Here is a 19562-nt window from a genome sequence, read left to right as displayed (position 1 = left end):
GCCACCCAGGGCCGGGATCGAACATCACGGCTTGGGCGCCCAGTTGAGCGTGACGTAGGTGGCACGCCCCGGCTGGTTGTAGCCGTAGGCCGTTTCATAGGCCTTGTCACCCACATTGTTCAGACGCAACGCCAGCGACCAGTCCTTGCCCAGAGCGTAGCGTGCGTACAGGTCCAGGGTACCGAAGCCCGGCAGGCGTTGCGTGTTGGTGGCGTTCTCGTAACGGTCCGACACGAGCTGCAGCGAGGCACCCCAGTTCCAGGCGCCCAGCTTGTGGTCCAGGCCCGCAGTCAGCACCTCGTCGGCCCGGCGTTGCAGTTTGCGGCCCGTGATCTCGTTGCGGGCATCCAGCAACTCCAGGTTGGTGAACCAGCTCCAGGCGCCCGCCGAGCCGGTGTAGGCCAGCGTCCAGCCCTCCATGCGCGCACGCGGCACGTTGGCCACCACCGGCTGCAGGGTGATGAAGCCACGCACGCGGTTGTCGAACCGCGTGAGCTTCACTTCGTGCAGCCCCTGTGTGTAGGTCAGTCCCACTTCACTGCTCTTGCCCCGCTCCGGCTGGGTGGTGGGGTTGCCGTTGAAGAAGGGCGACACGTAGTAAAGCGTGTTGAACGACGGCATCTTGAACGACGTGCCGTAGGCAACGTGGGGGCGCCAGTTCGGCGTGAGCTGGTAGCCGTAGCTCGCAAAGCCTGTGGTGGCCCCGCCGAACTGCGAGTTGTCGTCCCGCCGCATGTTGGCCTGCCAGAGGTGGTTGCCCGCCTGCCCCGTGATACCGATGAAGGCCGCATCCGTGGTGCGCGAGCGCACCGCGTACGCCTGCGTTCCCGTCACCTCTTCCTTGATCGACTCCACACCCACGAGCAGGTTGCCCAGAGCGGTGTTCCAGTCGTGCTGCAGTGTGATCTGCGTCTGGGCGGTGTTGAACACATCCGCCGGTGCGGGCGAGCTGATGCTGTCGGACTTGTCGTTGCTGCGCGAGAGGCGGAGTTGCGTGCGCGAATCGGCCGACCACTTGCGCTCCAGGCCCCAGCCCGCCGCCCGGGTGGTGGTTTCAGAACGCACGTCGAACGTGCCCGGCCCCTGGTCGAACCGGCTTGTTCCGTCGGCCTGGGTGAAATGCACGTCGGTGCTCCAGCCGGGAGCGAACGCCCAGCGCAGCGAGCCGGACACGCTGTCCTGCTCGAAGCCGTCCTTGTCCGGGTTGTAGTTGCCGAAAGCCACCCGGCTGTTGGTCGCTGAGAAACCATCTTCGCGCAACCTGCCCACGTTCAGGCTGTAGGTCAGCTCATCGGTACCGCCGCTGAAGCCGGCGGTGGCCTCACGGTGACCATAGCTGCCCACCGTGACGCTGGCCTGCGGATGGAACCCCTTCGCCCCGCGTCGGGTGAACACCTGCACCACGCCGCCCACGGCATCGCTGCCATACTGACCCGATGCAGGGCCCTTGAGCACCTCGATGCGATCGATCGCACTCAGCGGAATGTTGTCCAGCACGGCAGAGCCCGAGGTGCTGGAGCCGTAGCGCACCCCGTCGATCAGCAGCAGCATGTGGCGTGCCTCGGTACCACGGATGAAAAGGCCGGACTGTTTTCCCAGTCCACCGTTGGCGGTCATCTGGATGCCCGCCTGGCGCGACAGGATCTCCGACAGGGAGCGACCGGCCGACTGCCGGATCGTCTCGGCCTCGATGACGACGACATCACTGAGAACGGCGTCGGTACGGGTTTCAACCCGCGTGGCCGTGACCACGGTTTCCTTCAGGGTGGTGGGAGCGGAGGCTTGTTGTGCGTGGGAGGCGGACGAACCGAAGCCAGCCAGCAACGCCAGCGGCAGCACGGCCAGGGTGCAATTTTTCATGATGATGAAACAGAACGGACAAGGCCCTCACCGTCTTCCCCGACGGTGCCTGGGCATCACGGTGGTGCCTCTGTCGCCAGACGCACCACCACCTTGTTGGCCGGTATCCGGGCTGACAGACCGACCTCCATCGCCTTCCCAGGTGACACGGCGTGTCGCCCAGTGGCTGCTTGACGAAGGTTGAGACAGCCGTTCGCGCATGCGCTCACGACCACTCGTCTGCTTACCGTTGCGGGGGCAGCGCAGGTTAGGCTCATCCTTGGGGATTCACCCTCCTGCTTCCCGTTGAACTGCGGCATGAGAACCACACCGCGAGCACCAACACCGCGCATTCTAAGTCGAGGGCGCGCAGGGCAACCCTACAATGCAAAAACACCGAGTCCCCCAACATGGCCGATCCCAAGCACATTGACCAGATCACCGAACGTGTCGAGCGGCTTCTGCTTCGCCACGAGGAACTGCAGCGCACCAACAGCCTGCTGGTTGAACAGGTGCATGCGCTGCAGGCCGAGCGCGACTCGCTCAAGTCCCGTCTGATGGCCGCCCGTGCCCGCATCGATGCGCTGCTTGATCGCCTGCCACCCGGCGTGACCGACGCCCCCCCAGACAACCGCAAGGAACGTTCATGAGCAAGCCCGGCAGCAAACAGATCGAAGTGCAGATCATGGGCCAGAGCTACCTGCTCTCCTGCCCACCTGGCGGCGAAGCCTCACTGCTCGACGCGGTGGAACGCGTGGACACGGCCATGTGCCGCATCCGCGATGCCGGCAAAGTGAAGGCACGCGACCGCATCGCGGTGCTGGCCTCACTCAACCTCGCGTTCGAGCTCTCGCAGAAGGAGGCCGAAAGCTTCCAGGCATCGTCGTTCGGGCAGCCCGAGCACAGCGCATTCGCGGAGGCCGGTGGCGGCTTCGACAACGAACCCCTCGACCCGCACACGCAGGCGCGCGTGGAAGAACTCATGCGCCGACTCGACCAGACGCTCGACAAGGATGGCCGGCTGCTCTGACACACCGCCTGTCACCCGCTCAGGTATATCGACCGATGGTCTGCTCCCGTCTCGCGCAACCTCTACAATTTGAACTGTCTGCAGTGCGCGCCGGGCTTTATATTTCCTTGAACCAATGCTCATAGAGCCCGGGCTTGGTACATTGCGTGGCTGGTGCGAGCGTCTCGCGTCAGACGAACCCGAAGCCACGCTGCCCTCGCCCACCTGAACCCCGGTTCAGGATGCCGGTCCGGCGGCACTTGCAGACACCTTTCATGCCTCTAGATCCGATCCTGATTGTCGAACTGGCCGCACTCGGCCTCGGTACCGGCTTCCTCGCCGGCCTGCTGGGTATTGGTGGAGGCATGCTGATGGTGCCCTTCATCACCTTCATCCTTGGAGCGCGCGGCGTCGAAGCCGAACTCGCGGTCAAGATGGCCATCGCCACCTCCATGGCCACCATCATCTTCACGTCCATCTCCAGTGTGCGCGCGCACCACAAACGCGGCGCTGTTCGCTGGGACATCGTCAAGGGCCTGGCGCCGGGCATCGTGATCGGCTCGGCCATCGCCAGCCTGGGCATCTTTGCGTTGCTCAAGGGTTCGTGGCTGGCCTTGTTCTTCGCGGCCTTCGTCGGCTTTTCGGCAACGCAGATGCTGCTTGACAAGAAGCCCAAGCCCACTCGCACACTGCCTGGCACACCGGGTCTGGTCGGTGCTGGCAGCGTCATCGGCATGCTCTCGGGTCTTGTCGGTGCGGGCGGTGGTTTTGTCAGCGTGCCTTTCATGACCTGGTGCAACGTCACCATCCACAACGCCGTGGCCACCAGTGCCGCGCTGGGCTTCCCCATCGCGCTGGCCAACGCGGTCGGCTACGTGATCGCGGGCCAGGGTCTCAAGGATTTGCCGCCCGGCTCATTCGGCTACATCTACCTGCCCGCGCTGCTGGTGATTGCGGTCTTCAGCGTGTTGATGGCGCCCGTCGGCGTGAAGGCCGCGCACGCTCTGCCGGTGAAGTCGCTCAAGCGCGTGTTCGCGGTCCTGCTGTATCTGCTCGCCAGCTACATGCTCTACAAGGGCATCACGGCTTGAAAGAGCCCCCACGCTCCGCCGCTTCGCGGGTCGCTGCCCCCCAAGGGGACTGATCCAGCGTGGGGCGGCCCGGCGCTGGATCTCCGCCCCTCACGCTCCGCGTTGCTGCCGCATCACAAGGCGCGGTCGGCTACGACGATGCCGTCCTCGTCGGCATACAGCCAGTCGCCCGGACGCACCCACACCCCCTGAATCTGGACCGCGAGGTCCCGCTGGCCTTCATTGCGCTTCTCGGTGGGCAGCGGCATGGACGCCAGTGCCCGGATGCCCACGTCGCATTGCGCGAGTTCGGCCACATCGCGCACGCAACCGTCGACCACCACGCCTGCCCACCCATTGCGCGCGGCCGCCGCGCCCAGATTGCCGCCCACCAGCGCGCGCCGCAAGGACGCACCGCCGTCGACCACCAGCACGCGCCCCTCGCCCGCACTGTCCACCGCGGCTTTCACGAGAGAGTTGTCCTCGAAGCATTTCACGGTCACCACCGGTCCGGCGAATCGGGTCCGCGCACCGAAACTGCGGAACACCGGCGGCAGCACACGGAAGGCGCCGGAGCCATCGTTTTTGTGGACATCGCACAGATCGCAGGTCGCGAAAACAGGTGGGTTGGACATGGTGAAACTCGCTCGAAAGAGATGAGGAAATCAGCGCCGGATTTGAGCAGAAACACCCCGGGGGGCACACCGCGAGGGGCACACCGGCGAAGAAGTGTTGTTTTCCTCGCCAAAAACCGGCATCTACCCTGCGCAAAGCTTGAAAAAAGGGCGCTCTCCACCTTGGATTGATGGTGCAACTCCATTAGCATCCGAGACACCAGTGAGAAAGCGCGTTTTCCACTGGCGACTCGTCAACTTCTAGAAGGAAATTCAACCATGGCAACTGCGAAGAAAGCTCCCGCTAAAAAGGCGGCTCCGGCCAAGAAGGCCGCTCCTGCGAAGAAGGCCGCTCCGGCCAAGAAGGCGGCTCCCGCGAAGAAGGCCGCTCCGGCCAAGAAGGCGGCTCCTGCCAAGAAGGCCGCTCCGGCCAAGAAGGCTCCTGCGAAGAAGGCTCCCGCCAAGAAGCGCACCCCCAACGCTGCGTTCATGAAAGCGCTGACCCCCAGCGCCGCCCTGGCCGCCATCGTGGGCAGCGCTCCACTGCCACGCACCGAAGTCACCAAGAAGATCTGGGACTACATCAAGAAGAACAAGCTGCAGGATTCGGTCAACCGTCGCATGATCAACGCCGACGCCAAGCTGAAGGAAATCTTCAAGAAGGCCCAGGCTTCGATGTTTGAAATGACCAAGCTGGTCAACGACCACCTGAAGTAATCCTTCCGTTTGCACCTCTCACGGTGCATTCAGTTTCAGCAAAGCCGACGCAAGTCGGCTTTGCTGTTTTTGCGCGCCTGCTCTTCAGCTTTCCGCAAGACATGTGAGAAACTGCAACAGGAATTTCGATAACCAACAGGCATGACCGCACGCCATCCCGTGACCGATTCGACCCTTCAAGCGGACCAGGACAAACCTTCCATCCCCCCTTTGCCGCAGCAGCGACACAAGGTGGTGCTGGTGATTGACCTGGTGGAGTCGGTGCGCCTCATGGCGGCCAACGAAGCTGCGGTGGTGAACCAATGGCGCGGCTTCATGCACCACGCCACCACCCAGGTGCTGCCAGCGTGTCATGGGCGCCTGGTAAAAAGCCTGGGCGATGGCATGCTGGTCGAGTTCGACCAGCCCACCGACGGTGTGCGAGCCGCACTGGCGCTGCACAAGTACTTTGCGCCCTTGAACGAAACCCTGCCGCCGGCACAGCAGCTGCATCTGCGCGCCGGGCTCAACGCCACCCACCTGTACGTGGACGAGAACGACGTGTATGGCCACGGCGTAAATCTCGCCGCCAGGGTGGCCGATCTCGCCTCACCGGGTGAGACCCTGGTCACCACGAGCGTGTTCGACGGCATCGTCGTCGGTGTGGACGCCGAGGTGGAAGACCGCGGCGAGAGCTATCTCAAGCACTGGCCAGAGCCCGTTCGCACCTGGCACCTGTACCCCGTGTCCCGGACGTCGGCATCCGTGCGCCCGCGCGTGCCCGAAGCCAGCGCCACCGACTTCCGCCCCTCCATCGCCGTGGTGCCCTTCGAGACGCGAAGCCATGCGCCGGAACAGTTCGTCATCGGCGAACTGATTGCCGACGGTGTCATCTCGCAACTGGCCCGCAGCCAGAACCTGCGTGTGATCTCGCGCATGTCCACCACGGCGTTCCGGGGACGGCAGACCAACGCGGGCGAGATCGGTCAGCACCTGGATGCCAATTTCGTGCTGGGCGGCAGCTATGTGACGTACGGCGACAAGGTCGTGATCATGGCCGAGCTCTCGGACCGCAAGCGCGGCGAGGTGATCTGGGCGGAACGCCTCAGCGGCGACACACGCGATCTGCTCGAAACCCAGAGCCAACTGCTCGACACACTGTGCGCCGCCTGCGCCAGGGCCCTGTTGAACGACGTGGTGCAGCGCACCCTGGTGCTGCCGGTGCCGCAGCTCGACAGCAACGCATTGATGCTCGGTGGCATCACGCTCATGCACCGCTCCACGCCGCGCGACCTGCAGCGCAGCCAGCAACTGCTGGAGGCCGTGGTGGAACGCCACAAGCGCGTGGCCACGCCCTGGGCCTGGATGGCCAAGTGGCACATCATGCAGGTGGTGCAAGGCCTCTCCGGCGAACCCGCACGTGACTTTAAACGAGCGATCGATACCGCCGACCGGGCACTCGACCTCGAACCAAACAGTTCGCTCGCGATGGCCATCAAGGGACACGCGCTCTGCCATCTGGGAGAAGATGTGGACGCCTCACATCGCCTGTTGCAGGAAGCCACGCAAAGCAACCCGAACGACCCGATGGCCTGGCTGTACAACAGCGTGTGGTCGACCATGTGGGGCACGCCTGAGGACTCCATGATGGAGGCCGAGAAAGCGCTGCACCTGTCCCCGCTGGATCCCCAGAAATACTATTTCGAGATGATGCTGGCCAACAGCTACCTGGCCATGGAACGCCTCGAAGAAGCTGTTGCACTGTGCCGTTCGTCGCTGGCCAAGAACCGGTACCACCTGCCGACCTTGCGCGCGATGCTGATTTCCCAGTATGAACTCGGGCACAGGCAGGATGCACGGGAAACGTTTGAATTGATCCTCGCGCTGCAGCCCGATCTCACCCTGTCCAAGTACACAGCCGCTGGCAGCCACAGCCGCCTGCGGCAGCGCGGCGCCAAGGTTTTCGCGGAGCTGGGTTTACGCCAGCATTGAACATCCATCATCCATCAACAGGAGAATCGACATGAGCGGAGGAGCCAGTGGGGGCGCGAGTGGAGGAGCGAGTGGGGGCGCCAGCGGAGGGGCGAGCGGAGGAGCCAGCGGCGGCGCGTCGGCCAATGCGGTGGTCTCGGCGGATGCGCTGATACTCAGCCGGGCTGCCATCGTCGGCCCCTTCAATGGCGCGGTGCTGCACGTCACCGAACCCCCTTTCGATAACTCGGCCAACCTGGCCCTCTGGGCCGAAGGCCCACGCCACGAAGCCTGCTTCTCCCAGTTGGTCGAAGGCCTCCTCTTCAAGACCCGTAGCGGCCCGAAGGACGCCACACTCGAGTTCGCCAATCTCCAGGCCAGCACCATCCAGCGCAAGCCGCTGGTGCGCATGCGCGCGCCCTCCAAGGCGCAATTCAAGAAGCAGCTCGACCTGGTCGCTTCCTACGCAGACCTGCGCGCCGACCGTGCGATCGAGATCGTCGACCAGAAAATCCCGCCGATCGCGTTCTGGTCGTCCCTGCTCGGGCTCACGGCTCACCGCCACAAGAAGACCCTGCAACTGATCGATCTGGTGTTTTCCTTGAGCGTGCTGGTGGAAATGCGCTTCAAGCAGATCTTCGCCAGCATCCGCCCGGTGGCGTTCTCGCCGCAGATCCAGCCCATGATCGAGACCCCGGGGCATGGCAGCTGGCCCAGTGGCCACGCCACGGAGGCCTTCGCGGTGGCCACGCTTCTTGAGGCCTTGCTGGATGCTGTACCGGGTACAGGTTCTCCACCCAATGGCACGCTGGCCCGTGAACAACTGCAGCGGCTGGCCGCGCGCATCGCCACCAACCGCGTGGTCGCCGGCGTGCACTACCCGGTGGACAGCGCTGCCGGCCGTTTGCTCGGCACGGCGCTGGCTGAATTCCTGGTGGCACGCGCCACCGGCACACGTGTTCACGAACGCGGCTTCGACGGCCGTCTGTTCGAAGGCCCCAACGGCGAACCGCTGGACTTCAGCCTGAACCAGTCGATGGACCACACCAGCGGCAACGCCTACACGCGCTCGGCCACGTCCACGGCGGTGGGCAATGCGCCGCTGCTGAACTGGCTTTGGGAGGAAGCGCTCAAGGAGTGGCAATGAGCGCGGCCTGGCAACCATTGCCCACCGGTGAGTTCACCGGCATCGACTGGAATGCCCCAGGCGCCATCGACAACGAAGACCCCTACCTGATCTGGGCGGAGGCCGATCGCTTCGCGGGCTACCACTTCGGCCGCGGCAAGAGGCCGCCCAAGTGGCTGCCGATCGTGATCGAGCTCACCGCCGAGGCCGATGTGCCGACCCTGGTGGCCGCCTCCTCCACCGCGTGGCTGCAGATTCCTCGCGTGTACCTGGACGTGCCCGGTCTGCGCTTCTGCACCGCGCGGGTGAAGAAGCGGTTCTTCGACCAGTGGCGCAACAACCCCCACCTGCGCAGCCTGATCCTCCGGTTCGAACTCGGCTTGCCGGTGGGCCACCACGCTCACGCGCTGGTCGATCCGTGTACGCCCGACAGCGTGCCCACCCCTGCGCCCGGCCTGCTCGACGGCAAGGTGCTGGGCCTGATCGATGGCGGCCTGGCTTTCGCAAATGATCAGTTCCTCGACGCACATGGCCACACCCGTGTGAAGCACTTCTGGCGCCAGGACGACACCGTCAATGGCAACTGGCCCGGCAACCAGCCGCACCACTGCGTGCCGCTGGACCCCGCCCGCGCCGGCCCGACGCCACACGACATGGGCTACGGCCACGAGCTCTCGGGTGCGGACATCGACGCAGCGATGGCCACCTACACGCGCCACGGCCAGGTAGACGAAGACGCGCTCTACGAACACCTGCAGTTCTGGGATCTGACCCGCCCCGTCAACCACGGCACGCACGTGATGAGCCTGGCCTGCGGCAAGGGCAACCTGCTGCACCCCATGGACGACGAGGCCAGCCGCTGCGACCTGGTGGCCGTGCAGCTCGACTGGTCGAACGTGCTCGACACCTCGGGCGGCGCGATGAACGTGAGCGTGCTCGACGGGCTGATGTACATCCTGGCGCGCTGCGCGCCGAGCGCGCAGGTCGTGGTGAACATCAGCTGGGGCACGCTGGCCGGCCCGCACGACGGCACCTCGGTGCTGGAAGCGGCGATGGACCAGCTCATCGCCCTGCTCGGCGGCCGCCTGCAGATCGCCGTGCCCGCCGGCAATGCCTACCAGAGCCGCACACACGCCAACGCCACATTGCCTCCCAGCGGTTCGGTGACCCTGCACTGGCGCGTACAACCCGACGACCGCACCGAGAGCTACCTCGAACTCTGGTTGCCCGCAGGCGCGCAGGGCGTGCAGATCAGCGTGGCACCGCCCGGCCACGCACAGCCGCTGCCTCCCATGTCCATGGGCCAGGGCGGCGTCTGGGTCGACGCGGAAGGCTCACCCCTGTGTGGTCTGATCTACCCCAGCACGACCGCGCTGGGCAGCAATGGCACCTGTGCCCTGCTGGCGCTGGCCCCGACCTTCAGCCGCCGGAAGTCGGTGACGACTGGCCCGTTCGGCACCTGGAAGGTCGTCCTGCACAACACGGGCGCGACACCGACGCTGTTCGACGCCTACATCGAGCGCGACGACGTCGCCATCGGCCAGAACACCGGCGCGCGGCAGTCCTACCTGGAAGACGTGCTCTACGACACCAGCGGCAACCTGGGCTCCTTCGTGGACCACGCCAGCAACCCCACGCCCATCCGGCGCAGTGGAACGTTCAACAGCCTTTCCACGGGCCGCAACACGGTGAGCGTGGGAGGCTTGCGCGCGCATCCGTCGGCGGGTGGGCACTTTGCGCTCTACTCACCCCGCAAGCCAGACCCCGATGCGAGCCGGCCCCAGCGGCCAGGCGTGAAAAAGGTGCCTGAAACCCTGGAGCCTTGCGATGACAACCCCGCACTGTGGGGTGTGCTCGGCGCGGGCAGCCGCAGCGGCAGTGTGGTGCGCCTGGCCGGCACCAGCTCGGCGGCGCCGCTTCAGGCGCGGGCCATGGTCAACGACCTCTGACCGTGCTCACCAGCGGGCTGGCAACGGCTTGCGCAGCACGATCCAGCGGTCGCGCACGTCGATGTAGCCGCCGGTCTCCAGGTCTTTCAGCAGGCGGCTGACCATCTCGCGCGAACAGGCGAGGTGCTGCGACATCTGCTGGTGGGTGAGGCGCTCCTTCAGCGGGCGCTCGCCGTTCTCGTCCGGCTGCCGCGCCAGCTCGTTGAGCAGGCGCACGAGACGCCCATACACGTCGATCAGCGCCACGCTGCGCGCGCTGTCGGTGGCCAGGCGGGCCCGGCGGATGAGCCGCGACATGAGTTCCAGGGCAAATTCGGGGTGGGCAGCGATGTAGTCCAGCAGCGTGGCGCGCGACACCACCGAGCACGTGCTTCCCTCGGCGGCCTCCACATTGGCTGAACGCGGCCCACCGTCGAGCGACATCTCGCCCACGTACTCGAGGGGGCCATACATGCCCAGCGTGAGCTCACGGCCGTGGTTGTCAGCAACAAACGCGCGCAGGCGACCCTGCAGCACGATGTAAAGCGTGTCGCCGGTTTCGCCTTCCTGGATCAGCAGGGCCCCCCGGCGGTACTTGCGCGGTACGCCAAGGGCCGCGAGCGCTTCGACGTGGTGGGTGTTGGGGGGTGAAACGAAAGAAACGGTAGGGGCAGGCATCCAGGCTCACGTCACGGGTGGGAAAACTCCGTGGCATTGTGAGGCATGGGCGTGATGATGCGCAAGGCAGGGACCACCGGCGGCAGGCTGTTGATCCTGTGCAGCAAGCGGCGGATGCTGGGTGCCCCGGCCTTCTCGCGCAGGGTCTTGATCTGGCTGCGCACGGTGGATTCCGCCACCCCGTGCTGTTCGGCGATGTCCGCGATCTGGAGCCCCCGGCACAGCCCCATGAGGACAGACTCTTCGCTCGGGCTCAGGTTCAGCGAGCGGGCGAACATGCGCACGGCCAGGTTGTCGCTCGTGCTCTGGCGCGACATCAGCACCAGCACCGAAGGCGCATCCGTTTCGAGCGGGTGGCTCAGAGGCGTGAAGGCCAGCGACAACTCCTTCTCGCCCTCGACCAGCATCAGCAGCCGGCGCTGTCCGCGGAAGGACGACTCCATGGCCTGCTGGATCTGCGAGGTGAAGCCGGCGTTGCTGCCGAGCAGGTTGTTGCCGTACGACATGATGACGCGGCCGTTGGCCAGCTCATGGCGCGCCAGGTGGTTGGCGTGCAGGATGTGGCCCTGCGCATCGATGATGAGCATGCCGTAGTCGATCTCGTCGAACACCCGCAGGAGGTGTTGCGAGTCCATGTCAGGCGGGCGCATGCCCAGAGCCCCCGCCCTGTCGATGCCGCCGTTCCAAACCGAGTCCGTTGCCTGCCACATGACATACCCCTGTGATGGATAGGTCCAGTCTAGGCAGGGGCCCCGCCGTCAGGGTGTGTGCAGGTGCCGCCGCTTTTGTGATGTATTCACGCCGTCTTGCGCTGGGCGTTCTGGCGAATGGCGCTCAGCGTGCCGCGGGTGGTGATCACATCCACATCGAGCATCACCTCGATCACGGTGCCCACCGGTGCGGCCAGCGCGCGCCGCAGCGCCGGTTCGAACTCGGCCGTGTGGGTGATGCGCTCGGCCGCGTAGCCATAGGCGCGGGCCAGCGCACAGAAGTCGGGGTTGGCGAGCGCCGAGCCGCTGACGTTGGCCGGGTACTCGCGCTCCTGGTGCATGCGGATGGTGCCGAAGCTGCCGTTATTGAGCAGCAGCACGATGCTCCTGGCGCCATGCTGCGCGGCGGTGGCCAGCTCCTGGCCGTTCATGAGGAAATCGCCATCGCCCGCGATGGTGAAGGCGGTGCGCCCGGTGAGGATGGCCGCTCCGATGCCCGCCGGCACGCCGTAACCCATGGCGCCGTTGGTGGGTGCGAGCTGGGTCTTGTGGCCCTTCGTCAGGCCGTGGTACCGGAAGAAGCGGTGCAGCCAGCTCGCGAAATTGCCCGCACCGTTAGTCAGCACGGCATCGGCGGGCAGGTGCTGCTGCAGCGTGTGAATGATCGCCGGCATGTCGATGGTGCCGGGCAGTGTGATGCCGCCGTTGGCGGCGTCGAGGTTTTCCGTGTAGTCGGCGTGACACGCGAGTGCCCAGTCGCTCCACGGCACGGAGGGCGGTGCGGTCAGCACCTCCAGGCTGCGCGCGGCGGCGTTCATGGTGGCGTGAATCGCCAGCGTGGGCTGGTACACGCGGCCCAGTTCCTCGGCGCTGGCGTGGATGTGCACCAGCTTCTGCGCCGGCACCGGCGCTTGCACCAGCGTGTAGCCACCCGTGGTGGCCTCGCCCAGGCGCGGGCCGATGGCGATCAGCAGGTCGCTCTCGCGTATGCGGCGCGCCAGTGCGGGGTTGATGCCCAGGCCCACGTCGCCCGCGTACAGGGCGTGGTGGTTGTCGAAGGTGTCCTGGAAGCGGAACGCGTTCGCCACGGGCAGTTGCCAGTTCTCGGCAAAGCGCTGCAAGGCCGAGGCGGACTGCGGCGTCCAGCCACCACCACCGGCGATCACCAGCGGGCGCTGGCTGGCCAGCAGCAGCGTCCGCAGTTCACGCAACGCACCCGGGTCGCTCCAGGCCTGAACGGGCTCCACACGCGGCAGCGGCTCGGCCTCCACCGTCTGCGTGAGCATGTCTTCGGGCAACACCAGCACCACCGGACCGGGACGTCCGTTCATGGCCGTGGCAAAGGCACGCGCCACGTACTCGGGAATGCGGCGCGCATCGTCGATGCGTTCCACGCGCTTGGCCATGCCCTTGGTGGAGGGGCCGAAGAACGCCGCGTAGTCGACCTCCTGGAAGGCCTCGCGGTCGCGCGCATCGCTGGCGACGTCACCCACGAACAGCACCATGGGTGTGGAATCCTGGAAGGCGGTGTGCAGGCCGATGGAGGCGTTGGTGGCACCGGGTCCACGCGTCACGAAACACACGCCAGGCCGGCCCGTGAGCTTGCCCTGGGCTTCCGCCATGAAGGCCGCGCCGCCCTCCTGCCGGTTGGTGATGAAACGGATGCGGTCGGCGTGCGCGTGAAAGCCGTCGAGCACCGCGAGATAACTTTCGCCCGGCACACCGAAGGCATGGGTCACACCCTGGACAATGAGGCATTCGACAAGCAGGTGGCCAGCGATCCGGGTCATTTGACTTTATTAACCAATTGGAGAATTATCTCGGCATGAGCACCCCACCCACACCGGCAGCAGAAGAGCGCCTGAGAGACGCCGACCGCTCGCAGAATACCATTCTGATCGCGGCCCGGGACGAGTTCTCCGAGCACGGCCTGGGCGGCGCTCGCATGGACCGCATCGCCGAGCGCGCGGGCCTCAACAAGCGCCTCATCTACTACTACTTCGAGGACAAGGAACGCCTGTTCCAGGCCGTGCTGGAACAGGCCTACCGCGACATCCGCGCCGAAGAACAGCAGCTCAACCTGCTGCACCTCAAGCCCGAGACCGCGCTGCGCCGCCTGGTCGAGTTCACCTGGAACTACTACCTGGAGCATCCCGAATTCCTCACCCTGCTCAACAGCGCCAACCTGCACCGCGCGCGGCACCTGGCCCAGTCCGAGCGGGCACGCCAGCTCAACTCCCCGCTCATCGCCACGCTCGCCGAGATCATCGAGCGCGGCCGGGCCGAAGGCACCTTCCGGGGCGGCATCGACCCGCTGCAGCTCTACGTGTCGATCGCCGGGCTGTCCTACTTCTACCTGTCGAACAACCACACGCTGTCGGCGATCTTCGAGCGCGACCTCATGACGCCCAAGGCCCACAACGAGCGGCTCTCGCACATGTGCGACGTGATCCTAGGGTATGTCCTGATGAGCTGAGGCGGCTGGCGGCTTGACGTCGCAGGGGGCGGTTTCTACTATTAACCGCTCGGTGAATTAAACCCCTGGAGACAACGCATGAAGACCGCCCTGCCCCTTCGCCACCTGTTGATCACCTCCTTGCTGGCCGCCGCATCGGCCAGCGCCCTGGCCCAGTGGAAACCCGACCGCCCGATCACGCTGATCGTGCCGTGGGCCCCCGGCGGCTCCACCGATCAGGTCAGCCGCGTGACCGCCGCCGAGCTGGAGAAACACCTCGGCCAGAAGATCGTCGTGATGAACCAGCCCGGCGCGTCGGGCTCGGTGGGCACCAAGAACGCGATGGCCGCCCCGGCAGACGGCTACACCTGGACCGCCGGTGGCGCGAAGGACTTGGGTACCTACAAGGTGCTGGGCATGCTCGACACGTCCGCCGCGGACTGGAACCTCTACCTGAACGTCGCGCACATCGCTGTGGTGGGCGTCAACGCGGACGCGCCGTACAAGAACATGAACGAACTGCTGGCCGCGATGAAGGCCAAACCGGGTGCGGTCTCCGTGGCCACGGCGGGCGTGAATTCCAGCGGCCACTCGGCGATCGAGGCGCTCTCGCGCGCGGCCGGCGTCACCTACAAGCACGTCACCTACGACGGTGGCGCGCCGGCCGCCGTGGCGGCCGCCTCCGGCGAGACGGAAGTGACGACGCAACTCGCGGCCGAGCAGACCGACATGATCCGCGCCAAGCGCATCCGTCCCCTCGCGGTGGTGGGTGACAAGTCGATCGAGATCGAAGGCTACGGCACCATCCCGCCGCTGTCGCAGTTCATCCCCGGCTTCAAGGACCCGATCAACTACTTCGGCATCTTCGTGCCCAAGGCCGCACCGCCGGAAGTGGCGCAGACGCTCAACCGCATCTGGAGCACGGAGATGGTGAAGAGCGATGCGCTGAAGAAGTACGCGCAGTCGCGCGGCGCCATGTTCGCCCCCATGTCGGGTGATGAAGCGCAGAAGGCCGTGTTCCCGGCCATCCAGTCCTACGCCTGGACGCAGCAGGCGGCCGGCAAGGCCAAGGTGTCGCCCGACACCGTGGGCATTCCCAAGCCCTGACCTTCACACACGGAACACAACATGAGTGAGGGTGGAAAGACCGCCCGCTCCGACCTCATCGGTGGAGCGGGCTGGGTGGTGTTCGGCCTGGCGATCGTGATCGGCTCCGTGCGCATGGAGCGCTTCGAGTCCATGGGCGCGGAGCTCTACACGATGCCGGGTTTTGTGCCCGGAATGATCGGCGGCCTCGTCGCGTTGCTCGGCCTGGTGCTGATGCTGCGCGGCTGGGTACGGCGCGGCAGCGAAACCCCAGTGCCCGGGGCGGAGGCTGTCGAGCCGCTGCTGAACCGCCGCATCGTCACGACGATGCTGCTCACGCTGGTCTATGCCGGCCTGCTGATCGGACGCGCGCCTTTCTGGCTGGTGACGGCCCTGTTCGTCGCGGCTTTCGTGGCGATCTTCATGCCCCCCGGCTCGACCCCGATGCGCCGAGCCGCGGTGGCGATGCTGGCCGGCGTTCTCACCTCGGCCGTCGTCACGCTGCTCTTTCAGCAAGTCTTTCTCGTCCGCCTTCCCTAAGCAATCTGTATGTTTGATGGACTGATCATGTTCGGGCAGTCGATCGGGCGCTTCGCCGCGCCCGAGACGATCGCCTACGCCCTGCTGGCCTCGCTGGTCGGTGTGGTCATTGGCGCGCTGCCCGGTCTCACCGCGACCATGTCGCTGGCGCTGGTAACCACGCTCACACTCAAGCTGCCGCCCAGCCAGGCGTTGCTGATCCTGATCTGCACCTACGTCGGTTCGATCTACGGCGGCTCGCGTTCGGCGATCCTGCTGAACATCCCGGGCACGCCGGCCTCGGCCGCCTCGTGCCTCGACGGTTACACACTCGCGCGTCAGGGTATGGCAGGCCGCGCCATGGGCATTGCCACCACCGGCTCGGTAATGGGCACGCTGATCGGCATGTTCTTCCTCGCCACGCTCACGCCGGTGCTGGGCAACATGGCACTCAAGTTCGGTGCGTACGAATTCTTCTGGCTTGCGCTCTTCGGCGTCATCATCGCCGGCACGCTCACAGGCGACGACCCGCTCAAGGGCTGGATTGCAGGCATCGCCGGCCTGTTCATCGCCACCATCGGGCAGGAGCCGCAGTACGGTTACGAGCGCTTCGCCTGGGGCGTGCGCGATCTGGCCGGGGGCATCCAGCTGGTGCCCGCGCTGGTGGGCGCCTTCGGTTTCGCCGAGCTGCTCACCGCCATGCGCGACCGCCAGCCTCCAGTGAAGATCAGCCCCTTCGACACGGTGATTCCCAAAGTGCGGGACGTGATGCAGTACTGGCGCACCATCCTGCGCTCGGGCCTCATCGGCACGGGCGTGGGCATCGTGCCCGGCGTGGGCGAAGACGTGGCGGCCTGGTCGTCCTACGCCGCCGCCAAGCGCGCAAGCAAGGAAAAGGAAAAGTTCGGCAAGGGCTCGGTGGAAGGCCTGATGGCCGCCGAGACCGGCGACAACGCCTGTGTGCCCGGTGCGGTCATTCCCGTGCTCACGCTGGCCATCCCCGGATCGGCCCCCGCTGCCGTGCTGATGGCCGCGATGATCATCCACGGCGTCAAGCCCGGCCCGCTGATCATGGTGGAGAACCCCAGCTTCGTGTACGACGTGGTGACCATGATGCTGTTCGCCACCATCGGCATCCTGATCTTCGGGCTGGTGCTCACCAAGGCGCTGGTGCAGGTGCTTCGCGTGCCCCAGCACCTCATCACGCCCATCGTCTTCGTGCTCTGCGCGGTGGGCAGCTTCGCCATCGCCGGGCGGCTGTTCGACGTGTATGTGATGCTGGCCTTCGGCCTGATCGGCTTCTTTCTTCGGCACTACGGCTACCCCATGGCACCGCTGGTGCTGGGCATCGTGCTCGGCGACCTGCTGGAGAAGAACCTGCGCCGCGCACTCATCCTGTCCGACGGCGATCTCTCACCCTTCTTCACGCGCCCCATCGCCGGCACCGTGGCCGCCGTCATCTTCGTCACCATCGCCTGGAAGCTCTGGGCCGTGTATGGCCGAAAGCCGCTGAGCAAGGCGCCGGCATGAAGCTCTCGTTGTGCAACGAGGTGCTGCAGCCCATGCCGCTGGCCTCCCAGTGCGAGGCCGCCGCGCGCATGGGGTACGAGGCGCTGGAGATCGCGCCCTTCACGCTGACGGACGAACCCGAGACGCTGGACACCGCCGCCGCACACCGTGTGCGCGCCACGGCGCACAGCCAGGGCCTGGCGATTTCCAGCCTGCACTGGCTGCTGGTCAAACCCGATGGGCTGTCGCTCGTCAACGGCGATGCGGCGCTGCGGCGGCGCACGCTGGACCTGTTGCGCCGCCTGATCGACTTCACCGCCGCCTGCGGTGCGCGCGTGCTGGTGCACGGCTCGCCCCGGCAGCGCTCGCCACAGGCCGGCCAGACGGTGGCCGACGCCAGCCTGCGCTTCGAGGCCGCCATGGCCGAGCTCGCCCCGCATGCGGAGGCCGCCGGTGTGGTGTATTGCATCGAGCCGCTGGGCCGGTTCGAAACCAGCGTGGTGAACACGGTGGCCGACGCCGCCGCGATGGTGGACCGCATCGGCTCACCCGCCCTGCGCACCATGCTGGACGTGAGCGCGGCATCGCACAGCGAGACCGAGCCCGTGCACGAGGTGCTGCGCCGGTTTCTGGCCAGCGGGCACATCGCACACGTGCAGCTCAACGACCGGAACCGCCGTGGCCCGGGCCAGGGCGACACCGACCAGAGGCCCGTTCTCCAGGCGCTGAAAGACCTCGCCTACCCCGGCTGGCTGGCGGTGGAACCCTTTGAATACGTGCCCGACGGGCCGGGCTGCGCCCGCTCCTCGGCACGGCATGTGATTGATCTCTGGAGGAAGCTTTCATGACCGGTGTGCCCCTGCGCGTGCACGAGGTGCAACTCCATCAGCGCCACGTCACACTCCGCCTGCCCTTCCGCTTCGGTGCGGCCACCGTCACGCAATGCCCGCAGGCCTTCGTCCGTGTGCTGGCGGAAGTCGACGGGCGCCGCGTCGAAGGCGCCAGCGCCGAGCTGATGGTGCCGAAGTGGTTCGACAAGTCACCCGCGCTCACGCACGAGCAGAATTTCGAACAGTTGCGCGAGTCGCTGCGCAACGCGCGCGAATCCGTCCTTGCCGTGCGCGGCTCGCTCAGCCCCTACGCGTTCTCGCACGAAGCGGGTGAAGCGGCCATCGGGGTATCCGTCGCGCGCGGCCTGCCGCGTCTGGCCGCGCAGTTCGGCCCGGCCCTGCTGGACAAAGCCATCGCCGACGCCGCCCTGCGCGCTGCCGGACACACCTGGGTGGACGGCCTCCGTGCGGGCCTGCTGGGCGATCCCTGGAGCACGCGGCTCGACGTCCAACGGCCTGCGCAGGTCGTGCTGCGCCACACCGTGGGCCTGGCCGACCGGCTGGTGGAAAGCGACGCAGGTGCCGACCCGCAGGACGGCCTGCCCGCGACGCTGGAAGCCGCCATCCAGCGCCACGGCCTGCACCACTTCAAACTCAAACTCTGCGGCCAGATCGAGGCCGATGTGGAGCGCCTGACCCGCATCGCCGAGGTGTTGCAACGCCGGAGCAGCGACTACCGCGTGACGCTTGACGGCAACGAAACCTTCACCGACGCGACCAGCCTGGGCCGCTTCTGGCAGACGCTGCGCACCACGCCCGCGCTGGCCGACCTGCTGCGCCGCACGCTGCTGCTGGAACAGCCGTTGGCGCGCACGGTGACGCTGAGCGAATCCATCGCCTCACTGGGCATCGGCGTGCCGGTGATCCTGGACGAGTCCGACGACCACGCCGGCGCGCTCGACGAAGGCCTGGCACTCGGCTACCACGGCATCTCCAGCAAGGCCTGCAAGGGCATCTACCGCTCGCTGCGCAACGCCCACCGCATCGCGCAGGACCCACGCCTGCTGCTCTCGGGCGAAGACCTCACCTGCCAGGCCGGCCTGGCAGTGCAGCAGGACACGCTGCTCGCCGCCAGCCTGGGGGTGCGGCACATCGAGCGCAATGGCCACCACTACGTGGACGGCTTCGGCACCGCGCCCGCCGAAGAAGCCCAGGCCTTCGCCACGGCCCACGCCGGCTTCTACGAGATCAGCGCCGGGCGGCCGCACCTCGCGGTGCACCACGGCCAGCTGGATCTGAGCTCGCTGCACGTGCCCGGTTTCGCGAGCGCGGCAGCGCCGCAGTGGCGGAGTTTGCAAGCGATCAACTGAAATTCACCATTCAGTTAACAAAATTGGCCAGCACCACAAGCCAGGTCGCGCTGCGAGCGCCCAAGCCGTCGCCCGCTTCACCCGAAATCATGGGGAAAACCCTTAACAACAGCCCTGCAGTCGTCGCTTGCAGTCCCCATGTGCCTGCTCCT

At 66.3% G+C, this 19562-nt stretch carries 18 protein-coding genes, 1 other RNA gene and 1 riboswitch; of the genes, 14 read left to right on the top strand and 5 right to left on the bottom strand.

The genetic code is table 11. The features are described from left to right. Positions 1–24: 24 nt before the first annotated feature. Entirely contained in the window at positions 25–1860 is a 1836-nt protein-coding gene (locus tag J2X09_RS10020) for a TonB-dependent receptor domain-containing protein (protein WP_204733031.1), read from the bottom strand. 81 nt (positions 1861–1941) lie between these two features. Continuing rightward, positions 1942–2198, bottom strand: a riboswitch (cobalamin riboswitch). 51 nt (positions 2199–2249) lie between these two features. Between J2X09_RS10020 and J2X09_RS10015 the strand changes: the two genes are divergently transcribed. The 4 genes from J2X09_RS10015 (at position 2250) to J2X09_RS10000 (ending at position 3939) form a co-directional block, all read left to right on the top strand. Further along, positions 2250–2489: a DUF904 domain-containing protein gene (locus J2X09_RS10015; RefSeq protein WP_204733032.1), complete on the top strand. Its 240-nt coding sequence runs from the start codon at positions 2250–2252 to the stop codon at positions 2487–2489. Further along, the gene (locus J2X09_RS10010; RefSeq protein WP_204733033.1) at positions 2486–2869 is read left to right on the top strand and encodes a cell division protein ZapA; all 384 of its coding nucleotides are present in this window, start codon (positions 2486–2488) and stop codon (positions 2867–2869) included. The genes J2X09_RS10015 and J2X09_RS10010 overlap by 4 nt, the downstream gene beginning before the upstream one ends. A 72-nt stretch (positions 2870–2941) precedes the next feature. Beyond that, positions 2942–3121, top strand: a non-coding RNA gene (gene ssrS, locus J2X09_RS10005) — 6S RNA. Between the two features lie 2 nt (positions 3122–3123). Beyond that, a complete protein-coding gene (locus tag J2X09_RS10000) occupies positions 3124–3939 on the top strand; it encodes a sulfite exporter TauE/SafE family protein (RefSeq protein ID WP_204733034.1) in 816 nt (271 codons plus the stop codon). A 113-nt stretch (positions 3940–4052) separates the two neighbouring features. On the opposite strand, the gene rraA is transcribed toward J2X09_RS10000, so the two are convergent. Further along, on the bottom strand, positions 4053–4553 hold the full coding sequence (gene rraA / locus J2X09_RS09995) for a ribonuclease E activity regulator RraA (protein WP_204733035.1): 501 nt from the start codon (positions 4551–4553) through the stop codon (positions 4053–4055). 258 nt (positions 4554–4811) lie between these two features. Between rraA and J2X09_RS09990 the strand changes: the two genes are divergently transcribed. The 4 genes from J2X09_RS09990 (at position 4812) to J2X09_RS09975 (ending at position 10274) form a co-directional block, all read left to right on the top strand. Then, positions 4812–5249 carry an SWIB/MDM2 domain-containing protein gene (locus J2X09_RS09990; RefSeq protein WP_204733036.1) on the top strand — a complete coding sequence of 146 codons (438 nt, stop codon included), beginning with the start codon at positions 4812–4814 and terminating at the stop codon, positions 5247–5249. Between the two features lie 141 nt (positions 5250–5390). Then, complete coding sequence (locus tag J2X09_RS09985; RefSeq protein ID WP_204733037.1) at positions 5391–7220, top strand: adenylate/guanylate cyclase domain-containing protein; 1830 nt, start codon at positions 5391–5393, stop codon at positions 7218–7220. Between the two features lie 31 nt (positions 7221–7251). After that, positions 7252–8346 carry a phosphatase PAP2 family protein gene (locus tag J2X09_RS09980; protein ID WP_204733038.1) on the top strand — a complete coding sequence of 365 codons (1095 nt, stop codon included), beginning with the start codon at positions 7252–7254 and terminating at the stop codon, positions 8344–8346. Further along, entirely contained in the window at positions 8343–10274 is a 1932-nt protein-coding gene (locus J2X09_RS09975; protein ID WP_204733039.1) for a S8/S53 family peptidase, read from the top strand. Before J2X09_RS09980 ends, J2X09_RS09975 begins: the two co-directional genes overlap by 4 nt. Before the next feature lie 6 nt (positions 10275–10280). Here the strand turns inward: J2X09_RS09975 and J2X09_RS09970 are convergent, their stop codons facing one another. The 3 genes from J2X09_RS09970 to J2X09_RS09960 form a co-directional block, all read right to left on the bottom strand. After that, positions 10281–10931, bottom strand: a complete 651-nt coding sequence (locus J2X09_RS09970) for a Crp/Fnr family transcriptional regulator (protein WP_204733040.1) — start codon at positions 10929–10931, stop codon at positions 10281–10283. Between the two features lie 11 nt (positions 10932–10942). Next, positions 10943–11566 (bottom strand): helix-turn-helix transcriptional regulator, encoded by a 624-nt coding sequence (locus J2X09_RS09965; RefSeq protein ID WP_204733041.1) that lies wholly within the window; start codon positions 11564–11566, stop codon positions 10943–10945. A 161-nt stretch (positions 11567–11727) separates the two neighbouring features. Further along, complete coding sequence (locus tag J2X09_RS09960) at positions 11728–13431, bottom strand: thiamine pyrophosphate-binding protein (protein WP_204733042.1); 1704 nt, start codon at positions 13429–13431, stop codon at positions 11728–11730. 35 nt (positions 13432–13466) lie between these two features. On the opposite strand from J2X09_RS09960, the gene J2X09_RS09955 reads away from it, so the two are divergent. From J2X09_RS09955 to J2X09_RS09930, 6 genes are all read left to right on the top strand, one after another. Further along, positions 13467–14117: a TetR/AcrR family transcriptional regulator gene (locus J2X09_RS09955; RefSeq protein ID WP_204733043.1), complete on the top strand. Its 651-nt coding sequence runs from the start codon at positions 13467–13469 to the stop codon at positions 14115–14117. 78 nt (positions 14118–14195) lie between these two features. After that, positions 14196–15203 (top strand): Bug family tripartite tricarboxylate transporter substrate binding protein, encoded by a 1008-nt coding sequence (locus tag J2X09_RS09950; protein WP_204733044.1) that lies wholly within the window; start codon positions 14196–14198, stop codon positions 15201–15203. A gap of 21 nt (positions 15204–15224) precedes the next feature. Then, complete coding sequence (locus J2X09_RS09945; protein WP_204733045.1) at positions 15225–15722, top strand: tripartite tricarboxylate transporter TctB family protein; 498 nt, start codon at positions 15225–15227, stop codon at positions 15720–15722. Between the two features lie 9 nt (positions 15723–15731). Beyond that, positions 15732–17231 carry a tripartite tricarboxylate transporter permease gene (locus tag J2X09_RS09940; protein ID WP_204733046.1) on the top strand — a complete coding sequence of 500 codons (1500 nt, stop codon included), beginning with the start codon at positions 15732–15734 and terminating at the stop codon, positions 17229–17231. Beyond that, a complete protein-coding gene (locus tag J2X09_RS09935) occupies positions 17228–18058 on the top strand; it encodes a sugar phosphate isomerase/epimerase family protein (RefSeq protein WP_204733047.1) in 831 nt (276 codons plus the stop codon). The genes J2X09_RS09940 and J2X09_RS09935 overlap by 4 nt, the downstream gene beginning before the upstream one ends. Next, positions 18055–19410, top strand: coding sequence for an enolase-like domain-containing protein (locus J2X09_RS09930; protein ID WP_204733048.1), 1356 nt, complete (start codon positions 18055–18057; stop codon positions 19408–19410). The genes J2X09_RS09935 and J2X09_RS09930 overlap by 4 nt, the downstream gene beginning before the upstream one ends. Positions 19411–19562: the final 152 nt, after the last annotated feature.

Source organism: Hydrogenophaga laconesensis, assembly GCF_031457235.1.
GTDB classification, from domain to species: Bacteria; Pseudomonadota; Gammaproteobacteria; order Burkholderiales; family Burkholderiaceae_C; genus Hydrogenophaga; species Hydrogenophaga laconesensis.
This window is presented reverse-complemented; position numbering and strand designations above follow the sequence as displayed.

Bases quoted from the DNA above. Each gene is read 5' to 3' on its own strand.
- J2X09_RS09955 (WP_204733043.1), top strand. From the start codon at position 13,467: ATGAGCACCCCACCCACACCGGCAGCAGAAGAGCGCCTGAGAGACGCC.
- J2X09_RS09960 (WP_204733042.1), bottom strand. From the start codon at position 13,431: ATGACCCGGATCGCTGGCCACCTGCTTGTCGAATGCCTCATTGTCCAG.
- J2X09_RS09970 (WP_204733040.1), bottom strand. From the start codon at position 10,931: ATGCCTGCCCCTACCGTTTCTTTCGTTTCACCCCCCAACACCCACCAC.
- J2X09_RS09930 (WP_204733048.1), top strand. From the start codon at position 18,055: ATGACCGGTGTGCCCCTGCGCGTGCACGAGGTGCAACTCCATCAGCGC.
- rraA (WP_204733035.1), bottom strand. From the start codon at position 4,553: ATGTCCAACCCACCTGTTTTCGCGACCTGCGATCTGTGCGATGTCCAC.
- J2X09_RS09990 (WP_204733036.1), top strand. From the start codon at position 4,812: ATGGCAACTGCGAAGAAAGCTCCCGCTAAAAAGGCGGCTCCGGCCAAG.
- J2X09_RS09965 (WP_204733041.1), bottom strand. From the start codon at position 11,566: ATGGACTCGCAACACCTCCTGCGGGTGTTCGACGAGATCGACTACGGC.
- J2X09_RS09980 (WP_204733038.1), top strand. From the start codon at position 7,252: ATGAGCGGAGGAGCCAGTGGGGGCGCGAGTGGAGGAGCGAGTGGGGGC.
- J2X09_RS09935 (WP_204733047.1), top strand. From the start codon at position 17,228: ATGAAGCTCTCGTTGTGCAACGAGGTGCTGCAGCCCATGCCGCTGGCC.
- J2X09_RS10020 (WP_204733031.1), bottom strand. From the start codon at position 1,860: ATGAAAAATTGCACCCTGGCCGTGCTGCCGCTGGCGTTGCTGGCTGGC.
- J2X09_RS09985 (WP_204733037.1), top strand. From the start codon at position 5,391: ATGACCGCACGCCATCCCGTGACCGATTCGACCCTTCAAGCGGACCAG.
- J2X09_RS10010 (WP_204733033.1), top strand. From the start codon at position 2,486: ATGAGCAAGCCCGGCAGCAAACAGATCGAAGTGCAGATCATGGGCCAG.
- J2X09_RS09945 (WP_204733045.1), top strand. From the start codon at position 15,225: ATGAGTGAGGGTGGAAAGACCGCCCGCTCCGACCTCATCGGTGGAGCG.
- J2X09_RS09950 (WP_204733044.1), top strand. From the start codon at position 14,196: ATGAAGACCGCCCTGCCCCTTCGCCACCTGTTGATCACCTCCTTGCTG.
- J2X09_RS10000 (WP_204733034.1), top strand. From the start codon at position 3,124: ATGCCTCTAGATCCGATCCTGATTGTCGAACTGGCCGCACTCGGCCTC.
- J2X09_RS09940 (WP_204733046.1), top strand. From the start codon at position 15,732: ATGTTTGATGGACTGATCATGTTCGGGCAGTCGATCGGGCGCTTCGCC.
- J2X09_RS10015 (WP_204733032.1), top strand. From the start codon at position 2,250: ATGGCCGATCCCAAGCACATTGACCAGATCACCGAACGTGTCGAGCGG.
- J2X09_RS09975 (WP_204733039.1), top strand. From the start codon at position 8,343: ATGAGCGCGGCCTGGCAACCATTGCCCACCGGTGAGTTCACCGGCATC.